This is a genomic window from Chitinophaga lutea (assembly GCF_003813775.1).
GTDB classification, from domain to species: Bacteria; Bacteroidota; Bacteroidia; order Chitinophagales; family Chitinophagaceae; genus Chitinophaga; species Chitinophaga lutea.
Genome location: NZ_RPDH01000003.1, coordinates 460605 through 477812, shown reverse-complemented (window position 1 = coordinate 477812; position 17208 = coordinate 460605). Strand labels below are relative to the sequence as shown.

Below are 17208 nucleotides of genomic sequence, written 5' to 3'. Positions count from 1 at the left end.
ATATTATGATGAAAAAAGCCACGTTGGTCACGTGGCTTTTTTCATTTGTTATGTTTCCGTTCAGTATTCAAAAAACTCCGGCACCAGCCGCTTCGCTGCCTCCCGCACGCCGCTCACTTCTTCCTCCGCGATCCACCGGTACGGCCAGCGCAACCGCGTGCCCACATCCGCCCAGCCGCCAACCGCAGCCAGCAGCTTGTCGACCGCCTGGTTGGAATAACCCTGCTGCGTGATGTACGGCACGATGTGCTCCGTCATGAACCGCTGGATGCGTGTTTCCAGTTCAAGCGCGGCGTCCATGGCGGTGTGCATGCTGTCGTACCATTGCTGCGCTACGGCCGGGTGCAGGCAGGCTACGTTGGAATACGCGCCGTGCGCGCCGGCCTTTACGCCGGTGGCGAGATGGTGGCCGGGAATGAAAACCGACAGCTCAGGGTTTTGTCCCAGCATGTCGCGGTACCAGGCTGCGTCGCCGCCGGGCACTTTACATCCGGCCAGGTGGATGCCCGCTTCGCGGATGGTTTTGAAATCCGCGGGCGTCAGCCGTTTTTTGGCGTGGGGCGGATTGTAAAGTACGAGCGGTGTGCCTACAGCCGCCTCCTCCATTTTGCGGAGGAATACGATGACCTCTTCCATCGATGGCGGAAACCAGTCGGGCAGTATCACCTGTATCGCCGAAGGCTGCCAGGCCAGGCTTCTTTTCAGCCGCTCCAGCGAGAGCTGCGGGCTCATGTGGCTGCAGCCTACCTGGAAAGGCATGCCGGCGCGATTGCATTTGGCGGCCAGCAGGCTGTTGACCGCGTCGAATTCGTTTTCGGTCTGATTGTAAAATTCTCCGGCAGTGCCGTTGGAATAAATCCCGTCAACTTTCATGGCAATGAGCTGGTCTATTTCGTCGCCCAGCCTGCTCAGGCTGATGCTGTCGTCTGCATCTACGGGCAATAACAAGGTTGCCCAGTTGCCGCGAATCTGATGACTTTGTAATGGAATCATGGTTCTGTTGTGCCGTTTAATATCCAGGGAAGGTTGAATTTGTGAAACTCGATCGATTTGTTGCTGGTGCTGCTCGCATGTACGTCTTCATTGATTTCGATCAGTGCGCCTACGTGATAATCCGATGTTTTGATCATGCTGGAATACCCGCCTTTGGCGACGGTGATGGACGCATAGTCGCAGGTGTTCCAGTCGTAGATGGGCCTGCTTTTGGCCCAGGTGGCGCCGTCGTCGTAACTGATGCGCACGGTCATATTGCAACGTTTGTCGGTCGTATTGGGATTGAGGAAGATGATGCGGTGCGGCGTGTCGGTGTTGTACCGGATCATCGAGCCTTCGCATTTGGGATCGTTGAGTGTATTGTCGACCGTCCATGCGGCAAATCCGCCCGCGATGGTGCCCACCGATTTGCGGCGGCGCTTGGCGGCGTTCCACAGCGTGGTGCCCGGCCGGTCGTTGCGCAGCAGGCTGCCGTTCATCAGCTCCACGATGGTGCCTTCGTCGGTACCGCCGGGAATGAGCTGGTACTGCCAGGTTTGCCCGTGATCGTCGCTGTAGATATTACGGCCGAACGCCGGGATGATGAGGCGGCCCGGTGTGTTCACCACCGTCTGTATGCCGATGCCGGGGCCCATGGCGTCCCAGGTGTAATTGGGCGGCAGCAATGTGTTGCTCATGTCCTGCGGAACAGACCAGGTAGCGCCGTGATCGTCGCTGTAAGACGAAAACACCCGCCGGTCGCCCCAGGCCGTAATATCGCTCCAGGCCTGTTTATTGGCATCGTTCCACGACATGAACACCCATACCCGGCCGTTGGTGCCGTAGTTCCAGTCGTACACCGCCGTGGGATTTCCCCAGGTGCCGTTGCCGCTGCCCACCACTTCGCCGAGGGCCGACCAGGTGGAGCCATTGTTGGTGGAGCGTTTGAACACCACGTTGATGTCGCCCCAGTCGCTCGGGCTCCATCGCCTGCCTTCCGCAAACGCGATGAGGGTGCCGTTTTTGGTTTTGACGATGGAAGGAATGCGGAAAGAATGATAAATGCTTTCGTTGCCGCCGTTGAAGAGCAACATGCTCGTGTGGTTCGGTGCGGCCGCCGCCTGTACACTGGTGGCGCTTTTCGTTTCGGGGACGCCTGTTTCGGAAGGCTGGGCAGGTTTGCTGCAGGCAATGTGCAGGAACCATGCGGAGAGAACAATGCAACTTTTCATGATACGTGGATTTTGGTTATTGTGGATATGTTCTACATATTAAAAATAGGATAGTCAAATCACATTGCCAAATTATGCGGTATTTTTAAGGAAATTATCGGTGTATGATTGTGTTGCTGGTATTATTGACGGCATTCGGCATCGCGCTGCTGGCGCTGAAAGCGATTACGAAAGTCTGGAATCCCTGGCTGAGCGGGTGCATCGCCATGTGTGTGATGCTCTGTTTTACGGCCATGGGGCATTTCGTGTACCTAGAGGGCATGCAGATGATGCTGCCGGAGGCAGTGCCTTTCAAACGGGAGCTGATCATCCTCACCGGCCTGCTGGAAATTGCGGGCGGAATTGGATTATTGTTCCAGCGTTACCGCCGCTGGGCCGCTATTTTGCTGATCATCTTTTTTGTACTGGTATTGCCGGCCAATATTTACGCGGCGCTGCACCATATCGACTATCAAAACGCCACTACGGGCGGCAAAGGCCCGGGCTATCTGTGGCTGCGGGTTCCCCTGCAGCTGGTGCTGATCGGGTGGGTGTGGTTCTTCGGCCTGCGGGCCAACCGCACGTCGCAGGCGAATTAGGCTTGCTTGCCTGTAATGCCCGACCAGTATGATTTTTCAAGCTATACTATTACCTGAACACGCGTTATTTTCCTGCCTGATACCGGAGCGGGTAAACCACATCGCGCATTGATGACGTATGGAAAATCATCCCGCACGCATCTTATTGCAAACACACCCCCATGCGCTGCCTCCTTTTTCTGTTGCTGCCGCTGTCAGCCTTTTCCCAAACACCTACGGTCCATGTTATCGTAGCGCTTTGCGACAATGCCAACCAGGGCATCGTAAAAGTGCCCGCCAGAATCGGCAACGGGCAGGACCCCGCCAATAACCTCTACTGGGGTTGCGGTTACGGCGTCAAGACATTCCTGAAAAAACAGCCGGAATGGCAATTCCTGCGCCTCATCCAGCACCCGAAGCCATACATACCCGAACGTATCATATTCAAACACCGCACCACGGGGGTGCACCTGGTGGCGGACGCTTATGACGGCGCCTATATGAAAACGGCGTTGACGGACTTCCTGCAGTACGCCGGCGGCCATCAAAAACACCGCATCGAAAACATCCCCGCGGGCGGCGAAGCAAGATTAATTTGTTTTGTAGGACATAATGGCCTGATGGACTTTTCCCTGGCCCAATTTCCCCGCAAAACGGATACGCTGAAAAGGGAGGTCGCCATCTTCGCCTGCGCCAGCCGCCCCTACTTTTACGATGCCATCCGGCAAACGGGCGCCACGCCGCTCATCTGGACCACCCACCTCCTCTCGCCCGAGGCTTATACACTCGACGCCATGCTCGACAGCTGGCTGAAAAAAGAACCGCACGCAGTCACGCACGAAAAGGTAGCACAAGCCTATCACCAATATCAGCGCTGCGGCCTGAAAGGCGCCCGGCGATTGTTCGCTACGGGGTGGTGACGCTTTGATGTATCGTTAAAAACAAACAGCCTCCATAAGATGCAGCGGCCGGCGATTGTTCGCTACGGGGTGGTGATGTTTTAATACATCGTTAAAAACAAACTGAAGCATCCGCCCGCGACCTCCCCGCCACGCACCGGACGGCCACCTGGCATTGATGGCATTCGTGGCAATCCGGCACCGGAATACAACGCCGGCGCTTGCAATACGCCCGTAATATCCTTATCTTGTACCCGTATTTATCCCATGCCCATGCCGAGAGCCTTGCTGATAACCGGCTTGTTGCTGTTGCACATCTTTGCAAAAGCGCAAGCGCCGGTGTTTACGGTATATGAAGACAAGAGCCGAGAAATGCAGGCTCCTGCCGTGTATGCGGCCTTCCAGGAAGGCAGGTTCAAACCGCTGCCCTCCGCTTTTCTCAATCCCGGCTTCACCACCTCGATATTCTGGATAGCGCTGACCGGCGTGCCGCCCGGCCAGGACTGGTGCCTGGTAGCAGACAATGCGCACATCAACCACCTCGAGCTGTATGCCGTTGCAGGTGCTCCCCGGCTGCTGCACATCACCGGCGATTTCCATCCTTTTGCGCAGCGCCCCCTCGTGCACAATACATTCGTTTTTCCGCTGCAGCCGGTAGCTCCGCTCTACCTGCTGAAAGTCGAGAAACACCACGAGTCGCTGCAGGCGCCGCTGTACCTCCGCACGCGGGAACAATTGCAGCAGCAACAGGTAACGGATGCGCTCGCGAATGGCATATTCACCGGTATCATCGTCCTTATCATTTTATTCGGCTGTTTCCTTTTTTGCACCACCCGTGATGCGGTGTACGGCTGGTACGCGATTTACGTGACCAGCGTGCTGCTCTGGATATGGGCCAACAAAGGGCTGGGCTTCCATTACATCTGGCCCGGTTCCTCCTTTTTCCCCAGCCGCTCGCGGCCTTTGTTCGTGTTCCTGAACCTCATACTCGCCCTGCAATTCATCACCGCGTACACCGGCATCCGCAGGAGCTGGCCCATCCGCCTGTTCCAGGGTGTGTGGCTGGTGTTTGTCGTGCTGGTGCTCTGGCCCGTGCCGTACACCCGTTTCGTGGAAGCCAGCATGCGCATCCAGCAGGCGCTGCCATTGTTTTCAATGGCGGCCGTGCTGTTCGTCACTTATACGCTTGTCCGCAAGGCCCTGCAAAAAAACAGGGCCGCGCTCATTTACCTGGTGGCCAACGTGATGCTGCTGGTATTCGTCGTGCTCGAAAACCTGTACCATCTCGGGAAGGTGCAGCTACCCTCCTTCGTGGCGCATTACGGCATCTTCACCGGCGTGGCGCTGGAAATGATCATCATTACGTTCGGGCTGGCGGCACGTTTTTCGAGCTACCGGAAAGAAAAGGAAGCGGCGCTGGTGGCTTTGAACCGGCAACAGAAAGCACTGACGGATACCATCGTAACAGTGGAAGAAAAAGAAAGAAAAGCCCTCGCCGACCGCCTGCACGACGAACTGGGCGCCATGCTGGCGCTGACCTCGCTGCAGGTGAATGCGGGAAAAACAGAACAGGCAGCCGGACTGCTGCAGGAAATCAGCCACACCGTGCGCACCATCAGCCACCAGCTCACACCCGTCGCCATGGAAAAATACGGGTTCCGGCATGCCGTGGAAGACATGGTGCAGCAGGCGAATGCATCGGGTCAGATCCATATCGAGCTGATCATCATCGGGTTTACGGAAGACCGGCAACGGCCGCTCAACTTCCTGCACACGCTCTATCGGCTCGTACAGGAGCTGCTGCAGAACATCCTGAAACATGCCGGCGCCGCCAATGTGCTCATCCAGCTGATTGAGCACGACGACAGCTGCTCGCTGATGGTGGAAGACAACGGGAAAGGCATGCCGCCGGAACGGGCAGCGCCGGGGCTTTTGCGCAGCGTGCACGCCAAGGTGGGCTACCTCGAAGGACATATGAACATCGACAGTACGCCCGGCAAAGGCACCATCATCGACATCACTTTACCCTTACCTGAAAAATTGAATAGCTGAATATGCCTATCCGCTTACTGATCGCAGACGATCACCAGTTGCTCATCGATGGCCTGACGGCCGTGCTGCAGGAAAACCCGGAATGGGAAATACTCGAGCCGGTGAACAACGGCCGCGCATTGCTCAGCAGGCTGGCGGAAACGCCGGTCGACTTTTTACTGCTCGACCTGAATATGCCGCAGATAGACGGCATCCGTGCACTGGAACTGATCCGGAAAGAATACCGGCACCTGAAAATACTTGTGCTCACCAATTACAACCAGCCGCAACTGCTGGCGGAAGTAAAGAAGCTGGGCGCCGACGGCTACATGCTCAAAAACGCCACGGCCGCCGCGCTGAAAAGCGCCATCGCCGGCATGCTGGAAGGCCGGCCTTACTTCGAGGAGCTGCTGCCCGCGCAGACGCAGTTGCCGCCTTATTTCCTGGATGAGTTCATGAAAAAATACCATCTCACCAAAAGAGAAGTGGAGATCATCAAAATGGTGGGCAGTGAATTGACGAGTAAGGAGATCGGGGACCAGTTGTGTATTTCGGAGCTGACGGTGAACACACACCGGAAAAACATCCTGCGGAAGCTGGAACTGAAGAACACCACCGGCCTGCTGAACTTCGCGAAACAGCACGGGATACTGTAAGCGCGCTATAGCCGCTTCAGTGCTTCCATACACACGCGGCTGTTGTGGTTGGGCGTTTTCCACATGCCCACTTTTTCCTCATCCATCACCGTTCTGTCTTTACGCACACCCCAGAACCATTCGCCGTTTTTACGGTCGCGGAGGTGATCGCAGACAAACTGCCACACCTGGTTCGCAGACTCCAGGTAAGCCGGGTTTGCACTGAGCTGCCAGGCATTGATGAGGCCGGTGATGGCCTCGGCCTGCGGCCACCAGAGTTTTTCCATAACGAGGTGCTGGTTATCGGGCGCAAATTCGTTCCAGAACCCACCGTCGGTATCCTGGCCGGCTTTGGCGGCTTCCACCAGCTGGATAGCCAGCACCGCCGACTTTTCCTGCATGGCTTCATCGCCGATCGCTTTGGCCGCCGCGGGTAATAACCAGCTGGCCTGCATATCGTAACCGTAAGAAACCGTATTGCTTTTGACCAGCCAGTCTTCTTCAAAAAACAGCTGCAGATGCCCTGTTTTTTTATCCACGATCTTTTCGTGGAACACCACCAGCAGGTCGCGGATGTGCGTTTTCAGTCCCTCGTCGGGCCAGATGGAATACAGGTTCACATAAGCGTCGAGTATCTGGAGATGGGTGTTGGCGGATTTTTTTTCATTCGCGTCGCGGGTGAACATGCGCAGGTCGCTGATCTCTTTCCAGTCGCGGCTGAAGGCCTGCAGGTATCCGCCGCACACACAATCGTAGCCGTATAACTGGAGCAGGCTGTAGAGGCCGGTAGCCCTGTCTTTCGCCACCTGGTGCTGCGACACTTTGTAATATTCGCTGAACGCGTCGATCACGCGGGCGATGGCATACACCTGTTTTTTGGTTTCGACGGGGTTGCCGGTATAGTCCACGCTCCACACCACGCCGCCGTATTCCTTGTCTAAAAAGTATTCCGCAATATAAGAGAAAGCCCGGTGCGCGGCCTGCAGGTACGGCGCATGCTGGGTGGCCTGGTAGGCGGCCGAGAAGGCGCGCAGGATCCCCGCATTCAACACCGCGCCTTTGACGGCGAACGGGTCGGGCCGGTTGTCGTTGAACAGCTTGCCGTAAAAACCGCCGAATTTTTCATCCATGCTGTGCTGCAGCCAGAAATCGAGAATCGCGTTCAATTCCGCCTGCAATGCCTGTCTGAGTTGTTCCTGCATGATTGTCTTATTTGCTTTGGACATACTGCCCTCAGTTCATACTGCCCAGCCAGATCTCTTTCACGGGTGAGGTATTATCGAGGCCGCCAAGTATCCAGATCGTTCTGCCGCTGGTAAAGGCGTCGTAATAAGCGCGTTTGGGAAAATCTGCGGGCAGGGACCGGGAATCTTTCGGGTCGGTGATCTGTTTCCAGTTCACGCCGTCGTCTTCGGATACCCACAGGTCGCCGTACGTATTGGCGCCGTTGGTGCCGCCGACGAGCAGCAGCTGGCTTTTGTTCACCAGGATCTTGTACCCCTCCCGTGCGGGCGGTGGGGTTACCGTTGCCACCTGTTTCCATTCCAGCCCGTTTTCCGTGTACCAGATATCGTTGAGGTATTGTTTGTTGTTGTCCGCACCGCCGGCGAGATATATCCGGTTTTTGTAGAGGAACACGGCGGGGTTGGAACGTGCCGGGAATGCCGCGGCGGCCACTCTCTTCGTCCACACCAGTCCGTCCACGCTGCTCCATACATCGTTCAGCGCCTTGCCGCTCACGGCGGGGTTGCCATTGGCGGGGTATTCGTTCCCGCCGATGACCCAAAGCGCGTCGCCGGCGACTACCGCGTTGAGGCGTTCCCGGGGGCTCCAGCGCGTGGAGGGGTCGGCAGCATCGGAGCGCGTCCATGCCTGCCCGTCGGAAGTGCTCCAGATCGTGTTCAGCACCGCATCTTTCCGCAGTCCTCCCAGCAGCCAGAGCTTTTCTTTAAAAGCAACCAGGCGGCCGTGAGCGGCCAGGGGAATGGAATCCTTTTTATCGTCCGCGGCCCTTACGCGCGTCCAGGCATTGCCGTCGCCGGTAAAATAAAGGCCCCAGGTATTGGGTGTACTGCTGTTGAGGGTGAATGCCGCCGAATATACGCGGCCGAGAAACACCGCGGTGCTGGCGTCCTGGAAAGCGCCGAAACCTTCGGCAGAGAGCCGCCGCCAGGTTACCGCCTTTGGATCCAGCGTGAGCAGGATACTTGCGGTATAATTATGCATGGTTTTACCGTCTTCCGCCACCACCGTGTAAACCACCGGTTTGGAGAAATCATTCACCGTTACGCCGGATTCCTGCACCACATCCCCTATTTTCAGAGTGGCGCCGGGCGGCAGTGTGAATGTCGCTTTCAGGGCCGTCAGGTCGGTCGTGTAATGTACGCTGTCGGGGTTGTACACCGAACGGTTAAACTGGTTAATGATAAACGGTTTGGCCAGCGACGGAATGCTGAATTCCAGTATGCCCGCCATCTTGCTTTGCCTTTCTTCCTTGGTGCAGGAGGAACTGAGAAAAAAACCGATTAAAAGGGTACAAATAACATTAAAATTCTTCCGGTGCATAGTTCTGTCTTTCTGTTCCGCGCGGGAATAAACACAGCGGCGGAATCACCCGCCACCGGCAATAAAGATAGATCATTTTCGGAAGCGGTCAGTTAATATTCGCCTTCATCCGCGCCACGGCCAGCTTCCGGTCGGATTCCAGTTCCTTGATGAAGGGCAGGTCGTCCTGTATATACAGGCGTGTGCTGAGTTCCAGGTAATTGTCGAGCTGAAAGAACATCGCCGCGCGGGTACCGCCCAGCAGGTTGATCATCCGGCGGTAAAAGCGGGTTTGCAGGGCCACGAATTCCTTGTCGTTCCGGATGATGTTTTTGGTCAGCGAATTCATCATCGGTTCGTCGAGCGAGGTGTATTTTTCGTTGTACACCTTCAGCAGCGCGATGCGTTCCTGGATATACGGATCTTTTTCGGCTTCGTACTGGGTCAGCGCTTCGAGGAAGATGGCCCTTTCGCCGCGGGATACTTTGAGATAGTTGCAGAACAGGTCTTCGCGGCTGCGGCCGAAGAGGCTGTGAACGATGTCTTTTTCAGGATGCCGCGGCGCAGCGGTGCTGTCTTGCGCCATAACGGGCACGCAGGTAACGAAAGCTCCCAACAGACATAACCATTGAAAATGTCTCATAACATCAAGATTTATGCGTATGCACGCAGTGAGTGGATACACTACCGGAGTGAGGTGCTGTTGTTATGTTTAAGGGCTGCTGCTTTAGTGATCGGCCGGTGATGCCGGGGTTGTTAATCGGATAACGCGGCGCAGGGTTCAATTGTTGTGACGAAGCAAAAATATAATCACTATCTTTGCCCCCTCATTACGCAAAAATTACAACGCCTTGCGCCATGTAACAGGTTCGACATATTAACCATCGATTCACCGGGCACTCCCATCCGCCCGGTCAGGGATTTTATTGTTGCATCTAAACAAAAGTTATATGGCTATCTCAGAAAAATACGGCCGTACCTACCATTACCCTTTTTCGCCCGGGACCAGCAGCGACGACAGGATTCAGCATGATTATTGGGCGCATCTTTCAAAGATTCCCCAGCTCGTGCATACGGAAAAACTCGACGGGGAAAACAACTGCCTCTCGCGGCACGGGGTGTTTGCGCGCTCGCATGCGGCGCCCACCGTTTCACCGTGGACCGAAAGCATCCGCCGATTCTGGCAGCTGGTGAAAAACGACCTCGGCGACCTCGAAATATTCGGGGAAAACCTCTATGCGGTGCACTCTCTCCGGTACCGGCAACTCCCCGCCCACTTCTTCGTGTTCGGGGTCAGGGAACTGGGCCGCTGGCTGAGCTGGGAGGAAACGAAATTCTACGCCGCCATGCTCGGCCTGCCCACGGTACCGGAACTGGGGATATGCGCCCCGCCCGCCTCGCAGCAGGTATTCGAGCACGACGTACTGGCCATCGTCAAAGGGCCCGGGGCTTTCGCCCCCTGCGACGCCCACAGCGGAACACCGGCCACCATGGAAGGCATCGTTACCCGCAATGTAAACGGATACGGCGTGGAGGATTTTTCCCGCAACGTATTCAAATATGTAAGAAAAGGGCACGTTCAGACGGACCAGCACTGGACCCGCAACTGGCAACGCGCCCCGTTAAATCATGAAGGAGGACATTATGTGGACCATCAGTGAAAATAAAACCTGGACATACCTCGAAGAACGATTCCCCTGGGTGCAGGTCATGCAGGAAGTTCCGCAGGACCGCATCCATCACGCCGAGGGCAACGTAGCCGTACATACGCAGATGGTGCTGCGCGCGCTCGAAGAAGACACCGCCTGGCAAAACCTCGCCGCGCTGGACCGGGAAACCCTCTGGGCGGCCGCCCTGCTGCACGACGTGGAAAAAGCCAGCACCACGGTAACGGAGGCCGACGGCCGCATCACCTCGAAGGGGCACGCACGGAAAGGCGCGCAAACCGCCGGGCGTATCCTGTACCGCGACACTCCCACGCCTTTCGCCATCCGCGAGGCGGTATGCGGTTTGGTGCGGCACCACAGCCTGCCGCTGTGGCTGCTCGAGAAGCGCGATCCGCTGAAAACGCTCATACAGGCCAGCCTGGAAGTGAACACCGAATGGCTTGCCATACTGGCGCGGGCCGACGTGCGCGGCCGCATTGCGACGGACATACCGGATTTGTTATACCGTGTCGATTGTTTCGAAGAGTTCTGCAAGGAGCACGCCTGCTGGGGCGCCACCCGCCCCTTCGCTTCCGGCGAGGCGCTGCTGCACTACCTCGAAAAAGAAGACGCACACGCGGACTATGTGCCTTTCGAACAGCAGCAGCCGAAGGTGGTGCTGATGAGCGGCCTCCCCGGCGCGGGCAAGGACACGTTCATCAAAAAACATTACCCGGACTGGCCGGTGGTGTCGCTCGACGGCATCCGCGGGCAACGCAACATCGTGCACGGGGATAAGACCGGCAATGGCCAGGCCATCCAGGCCGCGAAGGAACTGGCGCGCCAATACCTGCGCAAAAAACAGCCTTTTGTGTGGAATGCCACCAACATCACGCGGCAGATGCGCGCCCAGCTTATCAGCCTGTTCCGCGACTATAAAGCGCATGTAACGCTCGTGTATCTCGAAGTGCCGTATGCGCAGCTCACCGCGCAGAACAGAAACCGCGAAGCGGCGGTGCCCGCGGCGGCGCTCGACAAACTGGTGAACAAGCTCGAAGTGCCGGCCAGGTGGGAAGCGCAGGAAGTGATATATGTTACGGGTCAGCCCGCAAAAACACTTTCCTGATATCGAATTTCAGATCTATGAATCCCAGGAACTTCCCGTTCCTGGGGTCATATTTTATCTCCACCGGCAGGTACAGATCGTTGGCCAGCCGGATGCTGAATGTAAAATTGGCCAGCAGGTTACTGGCGGTTTCACCGGCGTAGGCGCCCTGTAAAATATTGCGGTACTCCAGTGAGCCCAGCACCTCCACGATGGAGTTTTTCCGGTCGCGGGTTTTGAGCAGCACCTTGTTGAGGCCCGCTTTCACACTGAACGATTGCCGGCGCAGGTTCTTCAAAGCCACCGTATCCTTCGCGGCGTTAAAGAACGCGCCGCTGTAAAAGTCCCAGTTCTTTTCCCTGTCTTTTTTAAACCCGGTGCCGACCAGGAATTCCGCTTTGGCATCCAGCGTGCTCCACGATTTGTCTGCATAGTTGCCGTCGAAGCCCACGGTGAACAACGGCCCCGCTTTGATGTCGTGCTCCAGTTTGCGGTAGGCGCTGTCGAGCGCCCGCTGGTTCTCTATGGCGCCGTCGAGCACCGCGTCCGGCACGATGCCCTGCAGCAGGCGGAGGTTTTGCCTGACGTTAAAACTGTCTATCCGGTTCAGCTGTTCCTGCGTGAGCGTATTGGCGTTCACGGCGGTTTCCATGGCTACCAGCAAACCTTCGTACCCATCCACGTACCGTTTGATCACCGCCCATTGCTTCGCGTGTTTTTTCACGCTGAGCTCGCGCCCGTTGACCACCGCCCAGGTGAACGACGGCGTCACGGCGGTGATGCGGTTATCGTCGCCCATCGTGATGCCCGCGCCGATGGCGAGGTTGCGGCCCCATTTGTAGCGGCTGTAATTGGTATCGATGGCGATGGTGGAATCGAACAGTTTGAAGAGGCCGTACACGGTGGTGGACACCTTCAGCCCCGCATCGTTTTGCGACAGGATGCCGCTTTTCAGCAGGGCCTGGTATTTATCCACGAAGATGTTGGTGCGGATCGATTTCACATGGGTGGAGGGATCCGCCGCTTCCAGCACTTTCTTTTGCAGCACATCCTGCTGCACCTGCGCGTGCGCGCAAAAAAAGGCCGCCAGCAGGCAGGCCATCAGGTAAATATGTTTCATGCAACGGTGAGTCTGAAGTTTTTAATGAACTGGCGCTCGGTGATCACATGCCGGACCAGTTCTCCCCCGGTGTCCGAGACGGCCTTCACCACGATGGTGGAATCCGTGTCCGAAGGGTCCTGTATGCCCGCTACGCCCATGTAATAAATACGGGGCTCAAGGTCGAGCGACAAGGTGGAGGAACGTTCGATTCTGTGGGTCTGGCCGGCGATGCGCAGGATGACATAAAATCCGTCGCCGTCCATCATGGATATGCTGAGTTTTATTTTGGGCATTGGATATGGGTTATTTAGGTTGTAACAGGTACAAAGGTATAAGTATTTTATTTTATTTGATGCGCCGAAAATTAGACGTTTCCAATAAAAAGCAGGGTTTCCATGTCTTTTATTCATTAAACGCGCGGATAACCATAATTACGTTCAATCCAACATGGCTGATAGCGGGTTTGGGCGGGCTTTTCAGCCATTTCAGCCGTAATAGTTTATTCCCTACATTTGCCGTTGATTTAAACGAGACCAACATGCGGAAAGGATTTATTATCAGTGCGATCATCGGCATCATCGGCAGTTTTTTACTGGGCTATTACGCCAGCCCCTGGTGGTATGTGTTGCTGGCCATTGTTGTGGCGCTTTTTATCATGGGCATTAACGACATGCGGCAGACGCGCCACTCCATCATGCGCACCTACCCGGTATTCGGCCGGATGCGTTACTGGATGGAAGCGCTGCGGCCCAAAATGTACCAGTATTTCGTGGAGTCCGACATCGACGGGCGGCCCATCAACCGGATAGACCGGTCTACCATTTACCAGCGCGCCAAACAGGAAATGGACACCATGCCCTTCGGTACGCAGCTGGATGTGTATGAAGAAGGATATGAGTGGATGAGCCATTCCATTTCCCCGAAAGATTTTCACAAGCTCGATCATAACCCGCGCGTGACGATCGGCAATAAGGACTGTAAACAGCCTTATTCCGCCAGCATCTTCAACGTGTCGGCCATGAGCTTCGGCTCGCTGAGCAGCAACGCCATCGAGGCGCTGAATGCGGGCGCCAGAATCGGGAACTTCGCGCACAATACCGGCGAAGGCGGCATCAGTCCGTATCACCTCAAACATAACGGCGACATCATCTGGCAGGTAGGCACCGGATACTTCGGCTGCCGCGACGAAGAAGGGAAATTTTCCCCCGAGCTGTTCACGCAGACGGCGTCGGCCCCGCAGATCAAAATGATAGAGCTGAAACTGTCGCAGGGCGCCAAACCCGGGCACGGCGGTATTCTGCCGGCCAAAAAGAACACGCCCGAAATCGCGGCCATCCGGCACGTGAAGCCGCATACCACCATTTATTCCCCGCCCTATCACAGCGCGTTCAGCACGCCGCGCGAGCTCGTGCAGTTCCTGCACCAGATGCGCCAGCTCTCCGGCGGCAAACCGGTGGGCATGAAACTGTGCATCGGGCGGAAAAGCGAGTTTATCGGCATCTGTAAAGCGATGATCGAGCTAGACACCTATCCCGATTTCATCACCGTAGACGGCGGCGAAGGCGGCACCGGCGCGGCGCCGCAGGAGTTCTCCAACCACGTGGGCGCTCCCCTGCTCGACGGCCTCGCGTTCGTGCACAACATGCTGACAGGCTTCAACATCCGCCATCACATCAAGATCATCGCCTCCGGCAAGATCCTCTCCGGCTTCCACCTGCTGCGGGCCGTAGCCCTCGGCGCCGACGCCTGCAACAGCGCCCGCGCGATGATGATGGCCCTCGGCTGCATCCAGGCGCTGCAGTGCAACTCGAACAAATGCCCCACCGGTGTGGCCACCCAAGACCCCGCCCTGGCCATCGGCCTGGTGGTGGCCGATAAAAAACAGCGTGTCGCCAATTACCACGAAGACACCGTGAAAACCTTCGTGGAGCTGATGGGCGCCGCCGGCATCGACGATTACAAAAAACTCACCCGTTCGCATATTTACCGCCGCGTATTCATGAACGAAGTGCGGACGCTGGAGGACATTTTCCCCAGCCTGGAGCCCAGCTGCATGCTGGTCAACAAAATCCCCGAACGGTATAAGCAGGATTTCGAAATGGCGCATGCCGACCGGTGGTATTAATGACACTTTACGATAAAACAAGGGCGCACCGGTGACGGTGCGCTTTTTTTATGCCCGATTGCCAGCGCCCGGCGTTCCGCACCATTCCCCTTTACGGAACAGATGAACCTGGTCGCCCTTTTCATCCTTCGCTGTAAAAATCCTCCTTACCCCGCAGGCAAAATGTGCACGAGTGCAGAAAAAATGTGCATGAGTGCAGAATATGGTTAAAATCGACCAAGCCCGCCCTTTTTATCCCGCACTGTAAATGTCCCTCTTACCCCGCAGGCAAAATGTGCACGAGTGGAGAAAAAATGTGCATGAGTGCAGAATATGGATAAAATCGCCCCTGGCCGTGATGATGCCTCCACCGGACAGCAAATTGTACGCGAATGGACAAAAATTTGATCTGAGTGGAGATTCTGAGGGTAAAAGACGAACCTACAACGAACCTACACTAGGGGAATAACGAACCTACGCCCAAAAGGGAAGATTCGTTGTAGGTTCGTTGAAGGTTCGTTGTAGCTTCGTCTTTCTCCCAGTCAGAACTTTGGCACGACCAGGGCAGCCCCGGCTTTTTACCCACCCGCTGCCGGGTGGTTTTGCCGAACAGAGGTATTTTCACCCGGCAGGCGCCTGCACAAAGTGTTTTTGTTAACTTTATCGTATGCACCCCGACGACATCCTGCGGCAACGCTTATACAACCAGCAAATCGCGCTACCGGCTTTTGAACGGCCCGAAGACATCGTGCAGTGGCTCACCGCGATGCAGGCCCAGGAATACGCCCGGGCCAAATGGGCCATTGCCCTCCGTGGCGTAGGGCTCAACGACCGGGCGGTGGAACAGGCCTTCAACGACGGCAAAATTCTCCGTACCCACCTGATGCGGCCTACCTGGCATTTCGTACACCCGGCGGATATCCGGTGGATGCTGCTGCTCACCGCCCCGCGGGTACACCAGGCCAATGCGTATTACTACAAGCAGCTGGAGCTGGACGCCAAAACGATGGACCGCTGCAACAAGGTGATCTCCAAAGCATTAACGGGTCAGTTCCTGACCCGCGCGGCGTTGAAAACGGCGCTTGAAAAAGCGAAGATCAATGCCGACGGGTTGCGGCTGGCCTATATCGTGATGTATGCCGAGCTGGAAGGTGTGCTATGCAGCGGACCGCGCCAGGGCAAACAATTCACCTACGCCCTGCTCGAAGAACGGGCGCCTGCCGTGAAGAAACTGAACCGTAAGGAAGCCCTGCGCCTTTTCGCCGAACGTTACTTCACCAGTCGCGGCCCGGCCACCGTGAAGGATTTTTCCTACTGGAGCGGCCTTACGATGAAAGAAGCGCAGGAAGGCGCGGCCTCCCTGCCTCCTGCGTTCGAAAAAGAGAACGATCTGATTTTCAAGCCAGTAACCATCCCGGCCGGTAAAAAACTGCAAACCACCTTCCTCATGCCCGATTACGACGAATACGGGATGAGCTATAAGGACCGCAGCGCCATGCTGACCGATGGCGGGGTGCCGGCGTGGGACCGGTACATCGTATGCGAAGGGAAACCCGCCGGTGGCTGGCGGAAGCTGGAAGGCGCGGACCTGGAAACGGAACTGTTCGTCCCGCTCCCGAAAACTAAAATGGCGGCGGTGGACAGGGCCATTGAAAAATTCCAGGCATTCCTGGGCTGAACCACGCCCCTCCCGTCCACCCGGCATTTCTCCAATCCACTCATCACAGCCCGTTTGGAATTTCCAGAAATATATAATATATTCATTATACTAATATGTCTTTTTAGTATGAAAGTGAATGAGCGATTTAACTGGGCAGTGGAGATGCTGCATGTTCACCCGGACGACCATATTCTTGAAATCGGCTGCGGGCATGGTATTGCCGTTTCGCTCATTGCCCCGGAGCTGAAATCGGGCTCCATTACGGCCATCGATGTTTCCCAGACCATGATCGACAGGGCCATGAAACGCAACGAAAACAACGAGGCCACCTTCATCACCGGCGCGCTCGGGGCGGCAGACCTGCCCGAGCAGCAGTTCGACAAGGTGTTTGCTTTCAATGTGAACGTTTTTCACAAAGACCCCGTGAAGGAACTGCAGTTCATCCGCCGCTGCCTGGCGCCGAACGGCGCGTTGTATGTATTTCATCAGCCGCCGCCGACAGACAACGTGCAGGTGGCGCAATACTTTGCAGACGCCATTTCCGCGCAGCTGAAAAAGAACGATTTCAAGGTGAAAGACGTGCTGCTGAAAAAACTCGCGCCCAGTCCCTGCGTATGCGTGATTTCAGAGCCCGCCGCCCGGTAATCCGCCGCGCCGGTATGTTTTTAACGGCATGAGCGTTCATTTCTCTACCTTTGTACCCTTTAGTACAAGTTGCAGC

At 56.3% G+C, this 17208-nt stretch carries 16 protein-coding genes; 9 read left to right on the top strand and 7 right to left on the bottom strand.

Annotation, left to right across the window (positions count from 1 at the left end; all coding sequences use genetic code 11):
* Positions 1-60: 60 nt before the first annotated feature.
* Entirely contained in the window at positions 61-993 is a 933-nt protein-coding gene (locus EGT74_RS25075) for a dihydrodipicolinate synthase family protein (protein ID WP_123849362.1), read from the bottom strand.
* Positions 990-2204, bottom strand: coding sequence for a sialidase family protein (locus EGT74_RS25070; RefSeq protein ID WP_123849361.1), 1215 nt, complete (start codon positions 2202-2204; stop codon positions 990-992). The genes EGT74_RS25075 and EGT74_RS25070 overlap by 4 nt, the downstream gene beginning before the upstream one ends.
* Before the next feature lie 104 nt (positions 2205-2308).
* Here EGT74_RS25070 and EGT74_RS25065 point away from each other — a divergent pair, with 104 nt between their 5' ends.
* The 4 genes from EGT74_RS25065 (at position 2309) to EGT74_RS25050 (ending at position 6347) form a co-directional block, all read left to right on the top strand.
* A complete protein-coding gene (locus EGT74_RS25065; RefSeq protein ID WP_123849360.1) occupies positions 2309-2782 on the top strand; it encodes a DoxX family protein in 474 nt (157 codons plus the stop codon).
* 161 nt (positions 2783-2943) lie between these two features.
* A complete protein-coding gene (locus EGT74_RS25060; RefSeq protein WP_123849359.1) occupies positions 2944-3681 on the top strand; it encodes a hypothetical protein in 738 nt (245 codons plus the stop codon).
* A 252-nt stretch (positions 3682-3933) separates the two neighbouring features.
* A complete protein-coding gene (locus tag EGT74_RS25055; protein ID WP_158618295.1) occupies positions 3934-5712 on the top strand; it encodes a sensor histidine kinase in 1779 nt (592 codons plus the stop codon).
* Positions 5713-5714: 2 nt separating this feature from the next.
* On the top strand, positions 5715-6347 hold the full coding sequence (locus tag EGT74_RS25050) for a response regulator (protein ID WP_123849357.1): 633 nt from the start codon (positions 5715-5717) through the stop codon (positions 6345-6347).
* Between the two features lie 5 nt (positions 6348-6352).
* Here the strand turns inward: EGT74_RS25050 and EGT74_RS25045 are convergent, their stop codons facing one another.
* The 3 genes from EGT74_RS25045 to EGT74_RS25035 all read right to left on the bottom strand — a co-directional run bounded on the left by EGT74_RS25045 (position 6353) and on the right by EGT74_RS25035 (position 9513).
* Positions 6353-7528, bottom strand: coding sequence for an AGE family epimerase/isomerase (locus tag EGT74_RS25045; RefSeq protein WP_123849356.1), 1176 nt, complete (start codon positions 7526-7528; stop codon positions 6353-6355).
* Between the two features lie 31 nt (positions 7529-7559).
* Positions 7560-8801, bottom strand: a complete 1242-nt coding sequence (locus EGT74_RS25040; RefSeq protein ID WP_123849355.1) for a Kelch repeat-containing protein — start codon at positions 8799-8801, stop codon at positions 7560-7562.
* Positions 8802-8979: 178 nt separating this feature from the next.
* Positions 8980-9513: a hypothetical protein gene (locus EGT74_RS25035; protein WP_123849354.1), complete on the bottom strand. Its 534-nt coding sequence runs from the start codon at positions 9511-9513 to the stop codon at positions 8980-8982.
* Positions 9514-9820: 307 nt separating this feature from the next.
* On the opposite strand from EGT74_RS25035, the gene EGT74_RS25030 reads away from it, so the two are divergent.
* Positions 9821-10531: an RNA ligase family protein gene (locus EGT74_RS25030; RefSeq protein WP_123849353.1), complete on the top strand. Its 711-nt coding sequence runs from the start codon at positions 9821-9823 to the stop codon at positions 10529-10531.
* Positions 10500-11642 (top strand): AAA family ATPase, encoded by a 1143-nt coding sequence (locus tag EGT74_RS25025; protein ID WP_246008298.1) that lies wholly within the window; start codon positions 10500-10502, stop codon positions 11640-11642. Before EGT74_RS25030 ends, EGT74_RS25025 begins: the two co-directional genes overlap by 32 nt.
* Here the strand turns inward: EGT74_RS25025 and EGT74_RS25020 are convergent.
* Positions 11611-12741, bottom strand: a complete 1131-nt coding sequence (locus EGT74_RS25020; protein ID WP_123849352.1) for a hypothetical protein — start codon at positions 12739-12741, stop codon at positions 11611-11613. The genes EGT74_RS25025 and EGT74_RS25020 overlap by 32 nt on opposite strands.
* Positions 12738-13016 carry a hypothetical protein gene (locus tag EGT74_RS25015; RefSeq protein WP_123849351.1) on the bottom strand — a complete coding sequence of 93 codons (279 nt, stop codon included), beginning with the start codon at positions 13014-13016 and terminating at the stop codon, positions 12738-12740. The genes EGT74_RS25020 and EGT74_RS25015 overlap by 4 nt, the downstream gene beginning before the upstream one ends.
* 245 nt (positions 13017-13261) lie before the next feature.
* Here EGT74_RS25015 and EGT74_RS25010 point away from each other — a divergent pair, with 245 nt between their 5' ends.
* The 3 genes from EGT74_RS25010 (at position 13262) to EGT74_RS25000 (ending at position 17132) form a co-directional block, all read left to right on the top strand.
* Complete coding sequence (locus EGT74_RS25010; RefSeq protein ID WP_123849350.1) at positions 13262-14848, top strand: FMN-binding glutamate synthase family protein; 1587 nt, start codon at positions 13262-13264, stop codon at positions 14846-14848.
* 646 nt (positions 14849-15494) lie between these two features.
* Positions 15495-16505 carry a winged helix DNA-binding domain-containing protein gene (locus EGT74_RS25005; protein ID WP_123849349.1) on the top strand — a complete coding sequence of 337 codons (1011 nt, stop codon included), beginning with the start codon at positions 15495-15497 and terminating at the stop codon, positions 16503-16505.
* Between the two features lie 108 nt (positions 16506-16613).
* Positions 16614-17132 carry a class I SAM-dependent methyltransferase gene (locus EGT74_RS25000; RefSeq protein WP_123849348.1) on the top strand — a complete coding sequence of 173 codons (519 nt, stop codon included), beginning with the start codon at positions 16614-16616 and terminating at the stop codon, positions 17130-17132.
* Positions 17133-17208 lie beyond the last annotated feature (76 nt).